Raw genomic sequence first — 17,641 nt, 5'->3', positions numbered from 1 at the left:
AATGTTGGGTATTAAGAAAGAATGGAATGTTTTTTTGTTCTAGCTTTCAAAGCAGCGCCATTTAAATCGATGCTATATTTATGATTAAAGAACCGACTTAACTTCTTTTCCTTCGCGTTTTTCTTCTGATTTCGTAATATACATCGCAGCCGCAGCATCACCAGTGATGTTAACAGCAGTACGAGTCATATCAAGCAGACGATCAACAGCAAGAATAAGACCAATTGGCTCGACCGGAAGTCCAACTTGCTTAAGAACCATTGCAAGCATAATAAGTCCTACACCCGGCACACCTGCTGTACCAATACTAGCTAGTGTTGCTGTGACCACAACGATGACCAATTGAGTAAATGTTAAATCTACACCGGTAATTTGAGCGATGAAAATAGTAGCTACACCCTGCATAATCGCTGTTCCATCCATGTTAATTGTCGCGCCAAGCGGCTGAACGAAACTACTGATTTGCTTAGGAATCTTCAAGTTTTCCTGAGCGGTTTTCATAGATACAGGAAGTGTACCACTACTCGATGATGTACTGAATGCAACAGCCATTGCTGGAGCAAAAGCTTTATAAAATTTGATAGGATTCTCTTTACATAGGAAATAGATTGCACTACCATATGTGAATAGAAAATGAATGAGTAAAGCACCAAGAACAACTAGGAAGTACATTCCCATGGATTGAAGAGCTTCTTTACCTTGTCCGCCAACAGCAGATGCGATAAGAGCAAATGCACCATAAGGGGCTGTTTCCATAATGATCTTAACAAGGTACATCATCACGTCGTTACCTTGTTCGAATAGATTACGTAACGCTTTTGTGCGGTCTCCTAGAATCGCAAGAGCAAAACCTATGAATATAGCAAACGCAATGATTTGTAGCATATTCCCTTCAACAAGTGCTTGCACTGGGTTAGTAGGAATAATATTTATAATGGTGTCCATAACAGGTGGTGCATCTTGTGCTTCGAAATCAGCATTTCCTGAGAACGAACCTTCAACACCTGGTTTGATTAAGTAAGCAAGTGCCATAGCAATTGAAATCGCAATCGTCGTTGTAACAAGGAAAAAGCCTACTGTTTTTCCCCCCATACGGCCAAGCTTTTTCGGATCGCTTATTCCAGCCGTACCAACTACGATTGAGAAGAATACGATCGGTACAACTAGCATCTTAATTAAGTTAAGAAAGATCTGGCCTACAGGACCAAATAGATATTTATCGACAGGTGCAAATGCATCCGGTGCAAAAAGATTAAAGATAACACCTACAAGGATACCTAGAACTAGACCTGCAATAATTTTAACCGTTAACTTCATAAACACGTCCCCTTTCGTCCAATCGACGTTTAATCCACCCTGAAGCGGCAGTCATACATTCATCAGATAAATACTCTCAGATGATGATTGACTACCTCTAGAAGTGAAATTGGTTGGACCTTTATTACTAATGGTCCAACACTATGCAATTTTTCATATTAACAGTCTTATATGAAAGCTCTTACATACATTTCCAATCTTATCAACTATACCCGCTAACTAGCTAACTCGAAACTACCGTAATTACCATTATATCATTTTAGACAATTCTCGCAATTTCCTTTTTTTCGCAACCTACATGATATCCTTTGAAACCAAAGTTTTATAGACAATATTTTGTAGTAAATAGGAAAAAAGGCGGACTAATTTCAACGCGTAACGATCACTATAATCATGTCATCTCCCGGGAAATACTGTCGGATGATGTCTTATGGTTGTTCTAGTACATCATGCTATAATAGAAACCGATTAGCTATAGAAGAAGGGATAAGAAATATGACGAACGATTCCATACTATTCCAGCCTAAATGGCGGATCATCGATCAATCCACGCTTGGTCCATCATTCGATGCACTGCAATCTTTCGCTATGGATGATACGCTTTGCAATTCAGCTGGAAGTGGCGACTCGCCACCCATTATGCGCTCATGGGTTCATCACAATACCATTGTTTTAGGTATACAAGATACGCGCCTTCCTTATTTCGATGAAGGTGTTGATTATTTAAAAGAACAGGGGTACCGCGTCATCGTCAGAAACTCTGGCGGACTCGCCGTCGTTCTTGATGCAGGTGTCTTAAATCTCTCGCTCGTTTTTGCAGAGAAACAGCAGCAAATTGATATCGACACTGGTTATGAAGCGATGGTAGATTTCGTAGAACACATTCTCACACCATATAACGTCACAATTGAAGATCGAGAAATAGTCGGTTCCTATTGTCCTGGACGATATGATCTTAGCATCGATGGACGGAAATTCGCTGGCATTTCTCAGCGAAGACTACGCGGTGGCGTTGCCGTACAAGTCTACTTGTGTGTTGATGGTAGTGGGTCCGAACGAGCAAAAGTAATTCAGGAGTTCTATCATCGAGCTGTTCAAGGTGAGCCTACAAAATTCACATATCCAGAAATTGTGCCTGAAACAATGGCCTCACTTAGTGAGCTGATTGGAGAAGATTTAACTGCGGGTGACTTAATGATGCAAACTCTAAAAACATTAAAAACCTATGCAGATGCCATGACAACCGAACATCTCTCCATATCTGAACTATCACTTTATGACTACAATTATCAGCGCGTTTTTACGCGCAATGAAAAAGTTCTTGCTAAGTAACACAAAAAAATCCCCGAAGGATATCCTTCGGGGATTTTAATTATTTCTTATAAACTTTGCATTGCTGTAATCAATGCTAGCTTGTACACATCTTCTTCGCTACAACCGCGTGAAAGGTCGTTAACTGGCTTATTCAATCCTTGAAGAACAGGGCCAACCGCTTCGTAGCCACCAAGGCGCTGAACCATTTTGTACCCAATGTTTCCTGCTTCAAGACTTGGGAATACAAACACGTTTGCTTCCCCTTTAAGTGGAGACTCTGGTGCTTTCTTCTGAGCCACTTCTGGTACGAAAGCAGCGTCGAATTGGAATTCGCCGTCGATCACAAGATCTGGCGCCATTTCTTTAGCAAGACGCGTTGCTTCTTCCACTTTTTCAGTTTCAGGTGATTTCGCTGAACCTTTTGTAGAGAAGCTAAGCATCGCAACTTTCGGCTCGATACCAAACATTTTTGCTGTTTCAGCACTACTTAGACCGATTTCCGCTAAGTCATTGCTGTCAGGAGAAATATTGATCGCACAATCAGCGAATACATACTTCTCATCACCTTTAACCATTACGAAAGCACCTGAAGTTTTCTTAATGCCTTCTTTTGTTTTGATGATTTGTAGAGCCGGGCGTACTGTATCACCAGTTGAGTGTGCAGCACCGCTCACAAGACCATCTGCTTTACCTGTGTGAACAAGCATTGTACCGAAGTAGTTCACATTAAGAAGGATTTCTTGTGCCTGTTCCGCTGTTGCTTTGCCTTTACGACGCTCAACAAACGATTCCACAAGTGAGTCCATCTCTTTGTAAGTGGCAGGATCCAACATCACAAGATCACTGTGCAATTCAAGACTTAAACTTGATGCCTTATCTTTAATTGCTTCTTCTCCACCAACCACGATTGGCTTAAGAATTCCATCTTCAGCAAGACGATTTGCCGCTGCTAGCACGCGCTCATCTGTTCCTTCAGGAAAAACGATCGTTGGGTACCCTGTTTTCACTTGATCTTTCATGTTTGTAAATAGATCACTCATTGCATTCACCTCATTTATTTAATATCCAATCCCTACGATACTCTTTTTTCCCTTAAAACGAAAATAAATCCGGATTTGAAAGCCTTTGCATTTAAAAGTTCTATTTTTCTGACGATTAGACTTTGGATGGGAGTGAATTTCCGCTCCAGATGCTCGCTTTCCGCGGGGCGGGCGGTGAGCCTCCTCGGCGCGCTTAGGCGCGCCTGTGGGGTCTCACTTGTCCCGCTAGTCCCGCAGGAGTCGAGCATCTTCCGCTCCAATTTGCTAAGTGTAGTTTTTTATCTAAAGTTCTTTTAATATCACTTTTTACTGGAAAGGCATTCACAATTTCCATTAAACTTAGCCTCCACTATCAACCGCATAACAATACCGTTAAAAAGTAACCTCTTCTATTGAGTATGTTAGAAACGCTTCATACCCTCCTAAGTTTCATGGAATCGTCATCCTCAATTGCTTTTAAACAGGTGGAAGTATTGGTATAGTAGGTAGTGGATAAAGTGAAACTTCCATAAGCGGGGCCAGTGCTTTATCCCCCTCTTATGGTTAGTTGAACCAATCGGACCTTTAGGCGCAGTTGACCCCCACTTTAACGCCATAATGAACCTGTGTAGGTGGGGTTTACTGCCACTTAAGGGTGGGATAAACGATAAGGAGTGAATCAGATATGAACGAAGCAGCAGTAACTCTTGATGGTTGGTATTGCCTTCATGACTTCCGTAGCATGGACTGGACAGCATGGAAACAGCTCTCAAGTGATGAACGTGAACAAGCAACTAATGAGTTTCTAACTTTTCTTGAGAAATGGGAAGTAACAGCAGGCCATAAGCAAGGTAGCCACGCTCTTTATTCCATCGTTGGTCAGAAAGCGGACTTTATGTTGATGCTCTTGCGTCCGACTATGGAAGAATTAAATGACATCGAGAACGCTTTTAATAAAACAACTTTCGCTGAATATACGATCCCAACTTACTCATACGTTTCTGTCGTTGAGTTAAGCAACTACATGGCTGGCAAAGACAGCGATCCTGATAACGATCCGCGTATCCAGGCTCGTCTGAAGCCAGAGTTAACAGAAGCCCCTTACGTTTGCTTCTACCCTATGAACAAGAAACGTGAAGGAAACGATAACTGGTACATGGTACCAATGGACGAGCGTCGTGACATGATGAGAAGCCATGGACTAATCGGACGCAGCTATGCTGGTAAAGTAAAGCAGATTATTACTGGATCTGTTGGCTTTGACGATTGGGAATGGGGCGTAACGCTATTCTCAGATGATGTTCTTCAATTTAAAAAGCTTGTCTACGAAATGCGTTTTGACGAAGTAAGTGCACGCTACGGTGAATTCGGTAGCTTCTACGTTGGAACTCACCTACCGAAAGAACGTCTACCACAATTTCTATACATCTAAATCGACAATCCCCTCTGAACATTTCAGAGGGGATTTTTTTTCATTCTTCTTGAACATGGATTGCCTAATTCATGTCTTACCTTCTTGTCATAATCCTTTATTCGCTACATAGAATGAGTTACGTAGAGCCATGACATTTTCATACTTCTTGCATAGGGATGGGTGACAACTGAGAAGAGGTGGGGTATGGCGGTTATTAAGGCGAATGAGAGTGATGTAACTCTTCTCGCTCGTTTAATGAGGGCGGAGGCAGAGGGCGATGGACAGCTCGGTATGCTGATGGTAGGAAATGTTGGCGTGAATCGAGTCAAAGTAAGGTGTATTGATTTCAAGAACATCAACTCGATGAACAGCATGGTGTACCAGAATCCAGGCGGGTTTGAAGCTACGCAAAAGGGCTACTTCTACCAACGAGCACGTGAAAAAGACAAACGGCTTGCACGAAAAGCCATTAAAGGAATGAAGTATGACCCAGCAAGTTATTCCCTATGGTTCTTCAAGCCTGGAGGTGCATGTCCTGAGCAGTGGTTTGATCAGTGGAACGCTGGTCGTTTTAAGTCACATTGTTTCTACAAGCCTACCGAAAGTGAATGCTCTGATGTGTATAACAGCTTCTAAGAGAAAGCTTAAGGAGGGTTATGATGAATAATCAGTACTGGAACAAACCGGCTGCGCAAAATCAGGGAGGCGGCTATCAGCAAATGTCACCACAGCAAGGACAGGGTGGACAGATGGGGCAATACCCATCAGGTTATCCTGGGCAAGGTCAGCAAGGGCAAGTTCAAGGTGCCATGACGCAGGGAGGAAGCCAAGGATTTCCCGGACAGCTACCAGTCGAGCAATCATACATCGAAAACATCTTACGCTTAAACCTTGGAAAAGTAGCTACTGTTTACATGACATTTGAGAACAACGAGAAATGGAATGCGAAAGTGTTCAAAGGCGTTGTGGAAGCTGCAGGAAGAGATCACATTATCCTCTCCGATCCACAAACCGGCAAACGGTACCTTCTTCTTATGGTTTATCTTGATTACATCACTTTTGATGAAGAGCTTGAATACAACTACCCTCTTCAGCAAGTAACGCAATATTCTCCTAGATAATAGCTGAAAAGCTGCCGGAAATCCGGCAGCTTTTCATTTTGGCTAATATAATTAGAATTTGGCCAATAAAATTGGATGTTAGCTAATATAATTGATTTTTGGACAATATCCTGAGATTTTGGCCAATAAATCATTCTCATCGACACCGTTTGACAAATATCGGGTGGTGCCTGTCACCCGCGAAACGCAGCGACAATCAGCAGAATCCATGCCGTTATAAACGCTACCCCACCCAGCGGCGTAATTGCTCCGAGGATTTTAATTCCGCTTAAGCTCAGTACGTACAAGCTTCCTGAGAATAGAACAATCCCTGCAAACATGAACCAACCTGCCCATTGAATAAGTCCAGTTGCCTGGAGTTTATCGGCTGCGAGGGAGATCCCGATTAAGCCTAGCGCATGGTACATGTGGTATTGAACACCTGTTTTGAATGTTTCGAGCATTCTTTCTGATAATCTACTTTCTAATCCATGGGCACCAAAGGCCCCTAGTCCTACAGCAAGTGCAGCATTAATCGCACCTATGATTAAAAATAGCTTCATCTTGTCATCCCTCCATCTCAATCTACTTCCCATCATAGCGGAAAGCGTTTAAGAGAAGCAATGAATTCCCCGATTGTTCATACACCTTTCGATTATTGAGGGGATGAAGAACGAACATCCTGATGCACCATTCGAATACTTCCCATCATCATAACCCATCCTCCCAATGGAAAAAGTAACATCCCGATCCATCCAGGGAACGCTACTCCCGTCATCACACACACCAAGATAAAACACGGCATCGTAAAAACCTTACTAGCTTTTTTAGCCGACAATTCTCTAAGCTGTTGATCCCACTGAAATAACTGGGCATAACTCCTTTCAGAGAATTCATGCCAGTCTGCTTTCGATAGACCGATAAACGCATACAGCGCAAAAAGGAGTACAATCACCTTCACAACTAATGGGAGAAGGAAGATAGCAGCTATGCCCCATCCCGTCACCTGTAAATAATACTGCACCTTACCAGGCGAACGAAGAAGCCATTTCACATATAAATCAACAATTCTCGTCTCAGGACTTCCCTGTTTTCTTAGCCTTTTTGATCCTTTAAAAAGAAACGGTTTCTTTCGTACAAGCACTGTTCTACCAGATGAAACGCCAACCTGTTTCATAAGTAAGTTGGTTACACTTTGTTTATACCCGCGCTCCATCATGACATCGTGAAAAAACGTACCCTTCACCTTGATACGGTAGTATAACTGAGCTATTAGAAGAACGAGGAGAAGAGCAACGCCTACAAACACAAACTCTCTCGACTTCCAACCAACCTGACTCACAAAAACAAGAATCCCAATCGAAACGACGTTCACCATCATAAGTGGAATCCATTTTATCCAAATCGACTGAATGGTAAGATCAATAAAATACCGACAAACGTTCACATTCCAACTTGCAAGTAGCACAAAAATTCCTGTTATGACTACTTGCTCCATTCCCCAATTCCAACCTGTAATGAGGAACGGCAGTACAACAGCGATACTGAAGAGCGTAAGTACAGATCCTTTCAGAAGTGAGTGCACCATTCCCCACTTTTTCAAGCCATCTACGAGATTCTGATTTTGTAAAATATATACTTGATCTGCTTCTTCCAAATACACTCTAAGCGACCACCATGTAGCACCGAGAAATAACGGCACCATCATTGCTTGCTCTGGGACAAAATTTAGCCATTCAGGTGCCATAATCCACCATGACTGATAATAGACGACCGAAACGATTAGCGCTGGAATAAGGATGTAAAACCACACAGTCCAATCAAGTGCTGTTCGAAGATCGCGTAACTTATAACGCCGATCATCACTCACCCGCTTTTTTAGCAACTGAAAAGATGTCATATGGTTTGCTCCAATAAACGATCCACACAATCGAGGAGCGTGCCGGTCTCCATCCCTGTTCGCTCTCTCCATTCATCAAGCGTACCTTCAGCAGCCATTATTCCACTTGAAATAAGCACAAATCGGTCGCAAATTCGTTCTGCTGTATCGAGTACGTGCGTCGACATAAGTACCCCCGCGCCACGTGCTCTTTCTTTTTCGATTAGCTTTAGAAAGTCTTTCGTTGCGCGTGGATCTAGACCTAGAAACGGCTCGTCAATGATATATAAATCAGGCTTAAGCATAAAAGCTGTAATCAGCATTACTTTTTGTTTCATACCTTTTGAGAAACTAGACGGAAGATCGTGTACGACATGACCCAGCTTGAAATAGCGAATGAGCTCTTGTGCGCGCTCCTCCCAATCACCGTCTTGCAACGACACCGCTGTTGCGGCAAGCTCTAAATGCTCCCAGAGCGTTAAACTGTCATAGAAAACAGGCTGCTCTGGGATATAGGCATAGCGAGCATCACCCTCAAATGTTACGGATCCTTTCCACTCTTTCATTAATCCCAAAATCGTTTTGATTGTCGTACTTTTACCAGCTCCATTCGATCCTAATAGACCGAGCAACTCGCCACTTTTCACGCTAAACGATAGATCTGTTATTGTTTGACTGTTCTTTTCATAACCAGCTTCTTCTATTGCAACATTCAGCATTAACCGTCACCTCTACTACTAGTACGAAAGCAAAAAGGAAAAGGTTTCCTACCCTTTCCCTTTCTTCTCCTCTATAAATTGCTCGAAATTCGGTACTTCATCTATGCTATACTTCTCGACTGCTTCAAGGATTTTCACGTAGAGCTCCTGCCTTAAATCATCTCGGTATTCGTAAGGCGTCTGCCTGAGCTCTGCTTCAATTTTTTTCTCAAATTGCCTAAAAATCAGCTCTAACGCTTCATCTTCATTTTGTTTCGCTTGCTGTAAAAGTGTATATAACCTGGCGTTCGTCATCTCTTTTTACCCATCTCCTGCTCAGAAATAGCATTTGTTAAATCATCGATTTTCCTTTCAAGGCGAAATAGCAAATACAGTGATAAAACGATGGGGAACCCTAAATCACCGATCATGGCGTTAATTACATTCGTTACAGTCATCGTACGCTCTCCTTTCGTATTTAAGCTTCTCAAGTGCGCGCTTTCGTCTCCTGCTTACAGCCTGCTGCGATATGCCTCTCGATTGAGCGATTTCCGTATCGCTCGCTCCTAAACGATAAGAAAGCTCTAGAACTTCCTTCTGCTTTCCTGTCAGCCTTTTGTATGCAGAATAAAGAGATCTCGAGACTAGCTGATCTTCAAAGCAGTGGTTTATCTCACTATTCGTTCTACCTTCAACAAGATCAATCCACGTGCTTCCGGATTCTCCTACAGGCTGATCTAACGTTAATGGATAACGAAGATGCTCAAGCCTCCGCTTGCGATCGAAATTAATGGCCGTGTACCGGATTAGCTTCGTTAGATAAGCAATAAATCGTATTTCGACGTAATACATGTGAAACTGTTTATTTAAATTCGCTAACGACTTCGGATTCGGGTTCGTGAAAGCCTCCCTAAAACTTGTCCAATGAACGTCTTCTTGAACGAACGATTTGAAAAGGAGGTTTTCCTTCAGTTCCTCATACGCTTTCGTCGTTATAAATGGACACTTGTTCAACATTCTCACCTCTCCCTTCTCTGTATGTAGGATAGAAAGTATCCTGGGTGGCGATTTTCACAACCATAAATTCGAACGTATGTTCTTATTTATATTATAGAAAAAACTCATGCTTTTTAACATGAGTCAATACTTCCTTTTTTCTTTAGGTCTATTGAACTAGAGGGAAAGATCTACGAGCATTCCTTTGATTTCACCGATCAGTGACAATAGGTTGACGCCATCCTTCTCTTTATCGAGAATTTCTTCCTGCAACTCAACTAACTTATTTTCAACCGTTTCAACAAGTTTAAACGTTCGGTGTCTGCCATACCGATCTGTGCTGTTTTTCTCAGAAAGCGTTAATCCGTGATGAACAGCTTCTTCTAAAAACTGCTTCACCAATCGTTTATACGCCGTTACGTTTTGGAGCGTTCGTTCTTTCGTGAGGACTTTGCCTTGTTCATCAATTTGCGTAAGAAGACGCTCTAGTGCCACGCCTTTTAACTCTTTAGACGCTTCATTCATTGCAGATTGAAAACCTTTTTGGATGCTCCCTTTCTGCATGTCTTTCTTAAACAGATCAGGCGAAGCTTGGCTCTGTTGAATTTTCATCGCTGTCCAGACCTTCCGTGCATGTTTACAATGAGCTCAACTTCTCCGGTTCCGCAATTAAGTAGTCTCGCGATGTCATTTGCGGCAAAGCCCTGTTGGTAGAGCTGAATCGCTTTTTGATTGCGTTCGTTTTTGGAGGATGGATGCTGAATGACGATGGGATTTTTCGACTCTGGCGGTTGAATTGGTTGCTGGCGGTAGTGAACTGGTTCTACAAGTTTTGGCGACTCTGAGTTCTGTGGCTCAGGTTGAGGCTTAACTGAGTTTCCGTTCTGCTCGAGAACCCGAAGGCGGATGTCGAGCTGATTGTCCCGCTTCTCTACAAACGTTTTTACCTTGGTCATCAGCCGGTCATTTTCTTGCTCAAGCTGTTCGATATATTCCTCCATACTTGATGCCACTTCTTCTCTCACTTCAGAGCTCTTCGACTGCTTTAAGTAAAGGAGTACGATACATAGAAAGCTAACGAGATGAAGGGCGATGCTAATGAATATGAATGGATACATTCTAAATCACTCCAATTACATGGATTGAACATGTTCTTTATTTGCACGCAGTACACCCTTCATACGAAGGAGGGCTCTTGAGTGAAGCTGAGAAATTCTGCTTGTAGATAAATCTAGAATTCTAGCAATTTCAGTTAGGGTTAGCTCTTCGAAATAAACGAGCGATACGACTAGCTTCTCTTTCTCTGGAAGACGGTCGATTGTCTCAGCCAAAAGTTCTTTAATGAAGCGCTCGTGTAAATGCTTCTCTGGAAGATCTGCCCGATCGTCCTCAATGACACTATAGCGTTCGATTTGCTGTTGATCGTCATCATGCACCGGTTCATCAACTGATATCATCGTAGCGAGAGAAGCATCTTTCATAACCTGCTGAACTTCACCTACCGTCATATTAAGGTAACTCGCCACATCGTGATCACTAGAGGAAGTTTGGTTTGTCTGTTCAAGTACAGCATAAGCTTCTTCAATTTTACGCGCTTTATCACGAACCGATCTTGGAACCCAATCGTTTTGACGGAGTCCATCGATAATTGCACCTTTAATCCGCCAGCCCGCATATGTTTCGAATTTCAGATCACGTTCAGGCTCGAATTTACCTAGCGCATCCAGAAGCCCCTGATATGCGAAGCTACTAAGGTCATCACGATGAACAGAAGATGGAAGTGTTGCTGCATATCGTTGCACAGCATAATCAACGAGCGGTCGATAGAGCGCGATGAGCTGGTTGCCTGCCTCTTCATCTTTGTCCTCTTTCCATGCCCTCCAGTATTCAATTGTTTCTTTTGTCATCTTGGATTTCATGGTATTCACCACCTGAACATTTTCCAGTTTATTTGTGAAACAGCATTTTTGTAAGAAATCCCTTTACACCAAGCTTATAAGTTGAAGGGAGATCCAGGTACGTATGGACTAATTGATCGACGGCTTCTGACGCTTTGGCGTTTGGATATTCAAGTATATAGGGTGACTGAGCCATAACGGCTTTCCGAACCATTACATCATCTGGTATCCAACCGAGTATATCGATCGTTTTATTCAAGAATTTCTCAGAAGCTTGTTGGAAATTATACGCCGTTCGCCCTGCTTCTTGATCACTAATTGCTCGATTAATAATCAACTTAACAGGTGTTTTTGGATCTTTCGCATGAAGCGCTTTAAGGACACCATAGGCATCTGTAATCGACGGTGGTTCCGGGTTAATGACGAGAAATACATCATCAGCAGCATGAAGGAATCTCATTCCTTCATGAGATAATCCAGCTCCAGTGTCTAGAATAATGTAATCAACCAACCCATGCAGAGCGTTGAGTTCTTTAAAAAAGTGATTCAGCTGTTCACCTTCAAGTGAAAACACTTTACCAATTCCGTTTCCACCTGAAATGTATTGAAGACCGTTTACCCCTTTTTGAATAACCGCTTCAAGCGTTAAGTTCTGCTCAAGCATGGAAACAAGCGTTTCTTTAGGTGATACTCCCATCAACACATCAACATTTGCCATGCCAACGTCCAAATCGATAATCATTACTTCTTTATCGAGAGCAACTAGGCGTAGGGCAAAATTCAGCGATACATTCGATTTACCAACTCCACCTTTTCCGCTTGTAACAGCAATCACTTTCGTATGTCTTACCTTAACCTGTGGCTGAATTCGCTTCATAACCTCTTGCCGCAATCGGTTTGCTTGATCAGACATACACTTTCTCCCCCATAACAAGATCAAGAAGGAATTCAGGCGATGTTTTGACCATATCATCCGGAACGTTTTGTCCTGTCGTCACAACGGTAACAGGCAGTTTGTAATCTTCCATTAAATTAAAAATTGGTCCACGTACAGTCGTTTCATCCATCTTCGTCATCATCACCTCTGTCACGCCGAGAGGTTGGAAATTATCAGTGATCGATTTCATGTCAGCGTATCGATGAGTAAGACTTAGGATCAGGTTAATGGAGATCTCTTTATCTACTAAAAGATACTCTAGCTGGTTAATATACTTATATTGCTGGTAATTACGCCCAGCGGTATCCATCAGAATAATATCGCACGAAGCGAGATTAGTAAGAGCCTGTTCTAGTTCATCAGGTGATTGCACAACTTCTAAAGGAATTCCGAGAATATCAGCATACGTTCTAAGTTGATCGACTGCTGCTATTCGGTAGGTATCTGATGTAATCAAACCTACTGATTTACGTTCTTTTAATAATATATCTCCAGCGAGCTTTGCAATCGTAGTTGTCTTCCCTACGCCTGTAGGACCTACAAAGCATCGAATTCGTTTGTTTGTATTCTCTATATTAGGATAATTATTCAACCGTTTTGAGAATTCCTGTCTCATCCAGTCAAACGTATCTTCCTTCGTGTAGCCAGGCATAGATTTTGCTCTAATTAATAGCTCTGCCATAATACTAGACCTGATTGAATTCGTATATTCTTGTTCTTCAAGATAAGTGTTAACTGGTTTTAAGAACTTAGGTAGTCGCTCGTTCTCCATCATTTGCATCATGATTTCCTTCATCGATCTAAGCTCACCAATCACATCGACTTCTTCTTGCTGTGCTGGCTGTATTGGTGGAGTCACTTTTGAAGGTTCCTCGACTGTTTGCTTGGGTTTCTCCTGAACAACTTTCGGTGCTTCCTCGCGCCTCCTCTTTTCAGACTGAAGAAGGGTTGCGAACTCGTGCGTCTCCTCTTTTGCTACTTTCTCTTCATCAAGAGCCGCAAGCACTTCAAGTCTCTGCTTTTGGAAAAAGCCAAAAAACCCGCCAACTTTTACTTTTTTCGTATTTAAAATAACGGCATCCTGCCCGAGTTCTTTTCGTATCAATGGCATTGCTTCTCGCAAATGGGTTACAACATAGCGTTTAATCTTCATGGCAGATTAATCACTCCTACACTCTGGACTTCTACTTCAGGTTCTAGCTCGCTGTATGAAAGAATCGTCAACTCTGGCATGTAGCGTTCTAGAAACTGACGTAAATACATCCGGATGGCAGGTGATGTTAGCAAAATCGGCTGGATACCCGACTGTTGCAAACGGCTCACCTGTTGAAGAACTTCCTGATAAATGGTTTGAGATGTTTCAGGGTCAAGAGCTAAATAGCTTCCTTGATCGGATTGCTGAACGGATTCTGCAAATCGCTTTTCAAGGCGCGCTCCGGCCGTTAACACTTTAACCGCCTCTCCTGGCACAGCAATTTGTGATGTGATCTGTCTTGATAGCGACTGCCGCACATATTCAGCTAGCACGTCAGTATCCTTCGTACGAACTCCGTTATCAGCAAGTGATTCGAGGATCATATCAAGCGATCTGATCGATACTTTTTCTTTCAGCAGTCGCATTAGAACTTTTTGTACATCGCCGATGGTGAGGATATTAGGGATGAGTTCTTCTAATACAGCTGGAGAAGATTCTCGAACGTTATCAAGTAAATGCTTCACTTCTTGTCGACTGAGTAATTCATGCGCATGTCGTTTAATCACTTCCGTTAAATGCGTTGAAACAACCGATGGTGGATCAACAATCGTATAACCTGAAAGCTCAGCTCGATCCTTCATCTCTTCGGTTACCCAGAGTGCTGGCAATCCAAAAGCTGGTTCTACTGTTTCAATACCTGAAATCGAATCATCTTCAAGACCGCTACTCATCGCAAGATACTGATCGAGAAGCACCTCACCACCTGCAACACGGTTTCCTTTAATCTTAATCACATATTCATTTGGCTCGAGCTGAATGTTGTCTCGAATACGAATGACTGGAACGACAATTCCAAACTCAAGAGCGATTTGCCTTCTGATCATAATCACACGATCGAGAAGGTCCCCACCCTGCTTCTGATCAGCGAGTGGAATCAAACCATACCCGAATTCAAATTCGATCGGATCCACCTGGAGAAGGCTTGTCACGCTCTCAGGCTTCTTCATTTCTTCCACTTCTTCATCACCAGCTGCTGTTTCAGCTTCTTCAGCGATATTAAGGTTTTTCTGCATCGTCCAACCGGCATAGACGAGTAACCCTGCAATCGGAAACGTGAGCAGTGGATTAATCGGTGTTGCGACACCAAGCAGTCCAATAACCGCTCCGACAACGTATAGAAGTTTCGGATATGCGAAAATTTGAGCCGTAATATCAGAACCAAGGTTTCCATCCGATGCGGCCCGGGTTACAACAATTCCTGTTGCTGTTGAAATAAGGAGTGCGGGAATTTGACTGACAAGACCATCACCGATCGATAGTAAGGTAAACGTCGTTGCCGCATCGCCTACAGGCATGCCGTGTACGACCATTCCGATGATTAATCCACCGATAATGTTAATAAGCGTAATTACAATCCCTGCGATTGCATCTCCTTTGACGAATTTACTTGCCCCGTCCATCGCACCGTAGAAATCAGCTTCTCGCTCAATCTTCTGTCTTCGTTCTTTTGCATCTCGATCCGAGATCATTCCAGCATTTAAGTCTGCATCAATACTCATCTGCTTCCCTGGCATAGCATCAAGTGTAAAGCGGGCTGCAACTTCTGCTACCCGTTCGGATCCTTTTGTAATAACGATAAATTGAATAATAACAAGAATAAGAAAAACAAGGAGTCCGATAACAACACTGCCTCCAACTACGAATGAACCGAACGTTTCAATAACTTGTCCACCCGTTTTGTTCGTAAGGATAGATCTTGTTGTGGATACGTTCAAACCGAGTCTAAATAGCGTTGTTAATAACAAGAGCGAAGGGAAAATCGAGAATTGGAGCGCTTCTCTTGTATTCATCGCGACGAGAATAATCGTAAGCGCGAGGCTTATGTTCATCATAATGAGAAAATCGAGTAATAGCGGAGGGAAAGGAATAACCATCATAATAACAATCATGATGACGGAGACAAGTACAGCGTAATCTTTGATTTTCATGGTTAATTCCCTCCTCCTGGGTAGCCTTTAATGCTATAAACGTAAGCTAGAATTTCTGCAACTGCTTTGAATAGATCTTCAGGAACTCCGTCACCGATTTCTACCTGATGATACAGCGCTCTTGCTAGCTGGACATTTTCAGTCGTAATAATGTCGTGCTCTTTCGCTTTTTCTTTAATTTTAAGCGCAACATAGTCCATTCCTTTTGCAACGACCGTCGGCTTGTCCATTTCGTTTGGATCATACTTTAGTGCAACGGCAAAGTGCGTTGGGTTTGTAATCACAACATCCGCACTTGGAATTTCAGCGATCATTCTGTTCATCCCGAGTGCACGCTGCTTTTCTTTTATTTTTGATTTAATGAGCGGGTCACCCTCGCTCTTTTTATATTCATCCTTAATGTCCTGTTTTGACATGCGAATGTTTTTTTCAAAGTCATATTTCTGATAGACATAGTCAAGTAGTGCTAGGAATAGAAGTAGAATTCCAACCGCTAAACCCGTTTGTACGATTAGCGAGCCAACGAGTGAGATGGCGTCTCCTATCGATTTCTGAGAAATCAGCATCACTTCTTCACGTTTGTTCCAAAGAACGGTGAACGTGACGGCTGAGATAAACGTAATCTTGATTAATGATTTTAGAAGTTCAACAAGCGTTCTTGCTGAGAAAATACGTTTTGCACCTTTAAGCGGGTTAATCCGTTCGAGCTTTGCTTGTAAGGGATCTGTTGAAACAAGAAAACCAACTTGCATATAATTAGCGATCACGCCCATCACGAGTGAAATGCCCATTAACGGAGCTGCAATCACAGCAGCCTGCCAAACGTTATCTTTCAGCATCAGATCAACGTTCTGCTCTGTTAATGTCCAATTGGTAATGTAGACAAAATTGCTTCGAATCATTGTCTGGAGACCCTCGATAATCCATCCTCCCAAAAAAGACATAAAGAGGAAGACGCCAATCATCATAAAAGCTGATGGGATTTCAGCACTTCTTGCGACCTGCCCTTTATTCCGAGAATCCTGCCTTTTCTGTGGTGTTGCTTTCTCCGTCTTCTCCTGTGAAAAGTACTGAAGATTCATTTTCAAACGATATGTACGCATCTTGCTACCCACCCAGTATTTGTATAAGCTGCCCCATCGTATCGAGCATTTCGCGGAAAACGCCTCTTAATAGAAAGAAGAACGTCGGAATCGTGACGAGAATGAGAACAAAGCCAACAAAAATTTTCAGTGGCAAACCAACGACAAAAATATTAACCTGTGGCACTGCTCTCGCAAGAAGACCTAGCGCTACGTCTACTAGAAAGAGGGATGCAACAATCGGAAGGGCAAGTTGAAATGCCGAGAAAAACATGCCTGAGAAAACTTCTGCTATGAATCTCGTAAGTGACTGACGATCAGCCTGCGTCAGTAATGCGTCAGCAGGAAGAAGTTCATAACTTCTCACCAGTCCATCAAGCATCATATGGTGGCCATCAACGGAAACGAGAAACAGTAGGGCAAGCATGTACTTAAAGTTACCGATAATCGGAACTTGCGCTCGCGTTTGTGGATCAATGACGTTTGCCATCACGAACCCCATTTGGAAATCTATGAAGGCACCTGCAACCTGAACGGTATACAGAATTAGTGACGCGATAAAACCAAGTGCAAGACCAATAAATAATTCTTTAAGAATGTAAATGACAAATGCTAGATCAAGCGTGAGCTCCGTCTCAGCTCCGAGTCCTGCCGTGACAATCAGTGCGATGAAAAAGCCTAGACCCACCTTGAAGCGGTTTGGAACACTCCTTGTTGAGAACACTGGTGCTGTAATGAAGAAAGACGTCGCCCTCATAAAGACAAGCAAGAATAGCGGTAGGGCGTTAATAATACTTTCCATCG

Annotated in this window: 20 protein-coding genes; 4 read left to right on the top strand and 16 right to left on the bottom strand. The window is 42.7% G+C overall.

All coding sequences use genetic code 11. The features are described 5' to 3' along the window. Positions 1–84 precede the first annotated feature (84 nt). Positions 85–1,317 (bottom strand): dicarboxylate/amino acid:cation symporter, encoded by a 1,233-nt coding sequence (locus AB986_RS11565; protein WP_048311314.1) that lies wholly within the window; start codon positions 1,315–1,317, stop codon positions 85–87. Positions 1,318–1,812: 495 nt separating this feature from the next. Between AB986_RS11565 and lipL the strand changes: the two genes are divergently transcribed. Further along, complete coding sequence (lipL, locus tag AB986_RS11560; protein WP_048311313.1) at positions 1,813–2,649, top strand: octanoyl-[GcvH]:protein N-octanoyltransferase; 837 nt, start codon at positions 1,813–1,815, stop codon at positions 2,647–2,649. Between the two features lie 47 nt (positions 2,650–2,696). Here the strand turns inward: lipL and pta are convergent, their stop codons facing one another. Next, the gene (gene pta / locus AB986_RS11555; RefSeq protein ID WP_048311312.1) at positions 2,697–3,671 is read right to left on the bottom strand and encodes a phosphate acetyltransferase; all 975 of its coding nucleotides are present in this window, start codon (positions 3,669–3,671) and stop codon (positions 2,697–2,699) included. 664 nt (positions 3,672–4,335) lie between these two features. On the opposite strand from pta, the gene hemQ reads away from it, so the two are divergent. The 3 genes from hemQ to gerQ all read left to right on the top strand — a co-directional run bounded on the left by hemQ (position 4,336) and on the right by gerQ (position 6,185). Beyond that, entirely contained in the window at positions 4,336–5,082 is a 747-nt protein-coding gene (hemQ, locus tag AB986_RS11550; RefSeq protein ID WP_048311311.1) for a hydrogen peroxide-dependent heme synthase, read from the top strand. A 186-nt stretch (positions 5,083–5,268) separates the two neighbouring features. Next, positions 5,269–5,700: a cell wall hydrolase gene (locus tag AB986_RS11545; RefSeq protein ID WP_048311310.1), complete on the top strand. Its 432-nt coding sequence runs from the start codon at positions 5,269–5,271 to the stop codon at positions 5,698–5,700. A gap of 20 nt (positions 5,701–5,720) precedes the next feature. Further along, complete coding sequence (gene gerQ, locus AB986_RS21730; protein ID WP_084006525.1) at positions 5,721–6,185, top strand: spore coat protein GerQ; 465 nt, start codon at positions 5,721–5,723, stop codon at positions 6,183–6,185. A 173-nt stretch (positions 6,186–6,358) separates the two neighbouring features. Here the strand turns inward: gerQ and AB986_RS11535 are convergent, their stop codons facing one another. The 14 genes from AB986_RS11535 to fliR all read right to left on the bottom strand — a co-directional run bounded on the left by AB986_RS11535 (position 6,359) and on the right by fliR (position 17,639). Next, positions 6,359–6,727: a DUF423 domain-containing protein gene (locus tag AB986_RS11535; RefSeq protein WP_048311309.1), complete on the bottom strand. Its 369-nt coding sequence runs from the start codon at positions 6,725–6,727 to the stop codon at positions 6,359–6,361. Between the two features lie 92 nt (positions 6,728–6,819). Next, positions 6,820–8,064 (bottom strand): ABC transporter permease, encoded by a 1,245-nt coding sequence (locus AB986_RS11530; protein ID WP_048311308.1) that lies wholly within the window; start codon positions 8,062–8,064, stop codon positions 6,820–6,822. Then, positions 8,061–8,762 (bottom strand): ABC transporter ATP-binding protein, encoded by a 702-nt coding sequence (locus AB986_RS11525; RefSeq protein WP_048311307.1) that lies wholly within the window; start codon positions 8,760–8,762, stop codon positions 8,061–8,063. The genes AB986_RS11530 and AB986_RS11525 overlap by 4 nt, the downstream gene beginning before the upstream one ends. A gap of 48 nt (positions 8,763–8,810) precedes the next feature. After that, on the bottom strand, positions 8,811–9,056 hold the full coding sequence (locus AB986_RS11520) for a helix-turn-helix domain-containing protein (RefSeq protein WP_048311306.1): 246 nt from the start codon (positions 9,054–9,056) through the stop codon (positions 8,811–8,813). Next, entirely contained in the window at positions 9,053–9,199 is a 147-nt protein-coding gene (locus tag AB986_RS21725; RefSeq protein WP_084006523.1) for a YvrJ family protein, read from the bottom strand. Before AB986_RS21725 ends, AB986_RS11520 begins: the two co-directional genes overlap by 4 nt. Then, the gene (locus AB986_RS11515) at positions 9,177–9,758 is read right to left on the bottom strand and encodes a sigma-70 family RNA polymerase sigma factor (protein ID WP_048311305.1); all 582 of its coding nucleotides are present in this window, start codon (positions 9,756–9,758) and stop codon (positions 9,177–9,179) included. The genes AB986_RS21725 and AB986_RS11515 overlap by 23 nt, the downstream gene beginning before the upstream one ends. A 156-nt stretch (positions 9,759–9,914) precedes the next feature. Next, positions 9,915–10,349: a YaaR family protein gene (locus AB986_RS11510; RefSeq protein WP_048311304.1), complete on the bottom strand. Its 435-nt coding sequence runs from the start codon at positions 10,347–10,349 to the stop codon at positions 9,915–9,917. Further along, positions 10,346–10,855 (bottom strand): DUF6115 domain-containing protein, encoded by a 510-nt coding sequence (locus AB986_RS11505; protein WP_048311303.1) that lies wholly within the window; start codon positions 10,853–10,855, stop codon positions 10,346–10,348. Before AB986_RS11505 ends, AB986_RS11510 begins: the two co-directional genes overlap by 4 nt. Before the next feature lie 15 nt (positions 10,856–10,870). Further along, a complete protein-coding gene (locus AB986_RS11500; protein ID WP_048311302.1) occupies positions 10,871–11,656 on the bottom strand; it encodes a FliA/WhiG family RNA polymerase sigma factor in 786 nt (261 codons plus the stop codon). A gap of 28 nt (positions 11,657–11,684) precedes the next feature. Continuing rightward, complete coding sequence (locus AB986_RS11495; RefSeq protein WP_048311301.1) at positions 11,685–12,548, bottom strand: MinD/ParA family protein; 864 nt, start codon at positions 12,546–12,548, stop codon at positions 11,685–11,687. Continuing rightward, entirely contained in the window at positions 12,541–13,725 is a 1,185-nt protein-coding gene (gene flhF / locus AB986_RS11490) for a flagellar biosynthesis GTPase FlhF (RefSeq protein WP_048311300.1), read from the bottom strand. Before flhF ends, AB986_RS11495 begins: the two co-directional genes overlap by 8 nt. After that, a complete protein-coding gene (gene flhA / locus AB986_RS11485; protein WP_048311299.1) occupies positions 13,722–15,755 on the bottom strand; it encodes a flagellar biosynthesis protein FlhA in 2,034 nt (677 codons plus the stop codon). Before flhA ends, flhF begins: the two co-directional genes overlap by 4 nt. 2 nt (positions 15,756–15,757) lie before the next feature. Continuing rightward, a complete protein-coding gene (flhB, locus tag AB986_RS11480; RefSeq protein ID WP_048311298.1) occupies positions 15,758–16,858 on the bottom strand; it encodes a flagellar biosynthesis protein FlhB in 1,101 nt (366 codons plus the stop codon). 4 nt (positions 16,859–16,862) lie between these two features. Then, positions 16,863–17,639: a flagellar biosynthetic protein FliR gene (fliR, locus tag AB986_RS11475; protein ID WP_048311297.1), complete on the bottom strand. Its 777-nt coding sequence runs from the start codon at positions 17,637–17,639 to the stop codon at positions 16,863–16,865. Positions 17,640–17,641 lie beyond the last annotated feature (2 nt).

Origin of the sequence: Guptibacillus hwajinpoensis (genome assembly GCF_001039475.1) — a bacterium.
Lineage (GTDB): Bacteria > Bacillota > Bacilli > Bacillales > Guptibacillaceae > Guptibacillus > Guptibacillus hwajinpoensis.
This window is presented reverse-complemented; position numbering and strand designations above follow the sequence as displayed.

What these genes read in the sequence shown, in the direction of transcription:
- AB986_RS11565 (WP_048311314.1), bottom strand. Translation starts at nt 1,317, where the DNA reads ATGAAGTTAACGGTTAAAATTATTGCAGGTCTAGTTCTAGGTATCCTT.
- lipL (WP_048311313.1), top strand. Translation starts at nt 1,813, where the DNA reads ATGACGAACGATTCCATACTATTCCAGCCTAAATGGCGGATCATCGAT.
- pta (WP_048311312.1), bottom strand. Translation starts at nt 3,671, where the DNA reads ATGAGTGATCTATTTACAAACATGAAAGATCAAGTGAAAACAGGGTAC.
- hemQ (WP_048311311.1), top strand. Translation starts at nt 4,336, where the DNA reads ATGAACGAAGCAGCAGTAACTCTTGATGGTTGGTATTGCCTTCATGAC.
- AB986_RS11545 (WP_048311310.1), top strand. Translation starts at nt 5,269, where the DNA reads ATGGCGGTTATTAAGGCGAATGAGAGTGATGTAACTCTTCTCGCTCGT.
- gerQ (WP_084006525.1), top strand. Translation starts at nt 5,721, where the DNA reads ATGATGAATAATCAGTACTGGAACAAACCGGCTGCGCAAAATCAGGGA.
- AB986_RS11535 (WP_048311309.1), bottom strand. Translation starts at nt 6,727, where the DNA reads ATGAAGCTATTTTTAATCATAGGTGCGATTAATGCTGCACTTGCTGTA.
- AB986_RS11530 (WP_048311308.1), bottom strand. Translation starts at nt 8,064, where the DNA reads ATGACATCTTTTCAGTTGCTAAAAAAGCGGGTGAGTGATGATCGGCGT.
- AB986_RS11525 (WP_048311307.1), bottom strand. Translation starts at nt 8,762, where the DNA reads ATGCTGAATGTTGCAATAGAAGAAGCTGGTTATGAAAAGAACAGTCAA.
- AB986_RS11520 (WP_048311306.1), bottom strand. Translation starts at nt 9,056, where the DNA reads ATGACGAACGCCAGGTTATATACACTTTTACAGCAAGCGAAACAAAAT.
- AB986_RS21725 (WP_084006523.1), bottom strand. Translation starts at nt 9,199, where the DNA reads ATGACTGTAACGAATGTAATTAACGCCATGATCGGTGATTTAGGGTTC.
- AB986_RS11515 (WP_048311305.1), bottom strand. Translation starts at nt 9,758, where the DNA reads ATGTTGAACAAGTGTCCATTTATAACGACGAAAGCGTATGAGGAACTG.
- AB986_RS11510 (WP_048311304.1), bottom strand. Translation starts at nt 10,349, where the DNA reads ATGAAAATTCAACAGAGCCAAGCTTCGCCTGATCTGTTTAAGAAAGAC.
- AB986_RS11505 (WP_048311303.1), bottom strand. Translation starts at nt 10,855, where the DNA reads ATGTATCCATTCATATTCATTAGCATCGCCCTTCATCTCGTTAGCTTT.
- AB986_RS11500 (WP_048311302.1), bottom strand. Translation starts at nt 11,656, where the DNA reads ATGAAATCCAAGATGACAAAAGAAACAATTGAATACTGGAGGGCATGG.
- AB986_RS11495 (WP_048311301.1), bottom strand. Translation starts at nt 12,548, where the DNA reads ATGTCTGATCAAGCAAACCGATTGCGGCAAGAGGTTATGAAGCGAATT.
- flhF (WP_048311300.1), bottom strand. Translation starts at nt 13,725, where the DNA reads ATGAAGATTAAACGCTATGTTGTAACCCATTTGCGAGAAGCAATGCCA.
- flhA (WP_048311299.1), bottom strand. Translation starts at nt 15,755, where the DNA reads ATGAAAATCAAAGATTACGCTGTACTTGTCTCCGTCATCATGATTGTT.
- flhB (WP_048311298.1), bottom strand. Translation starts at nt 16,858, where the DNA reads ATGCGTACATATCGTTTGAAAATGAATCTTCAGTACTTTTCACAGGAG.
- fliR (WP_048311297.1), bottom strand. Translation starts at nt 17,639, where the DNA reads ATGGAAAGTATTATTAACGCCCTACCGCTATTCTTGCTTGTCTTTATG.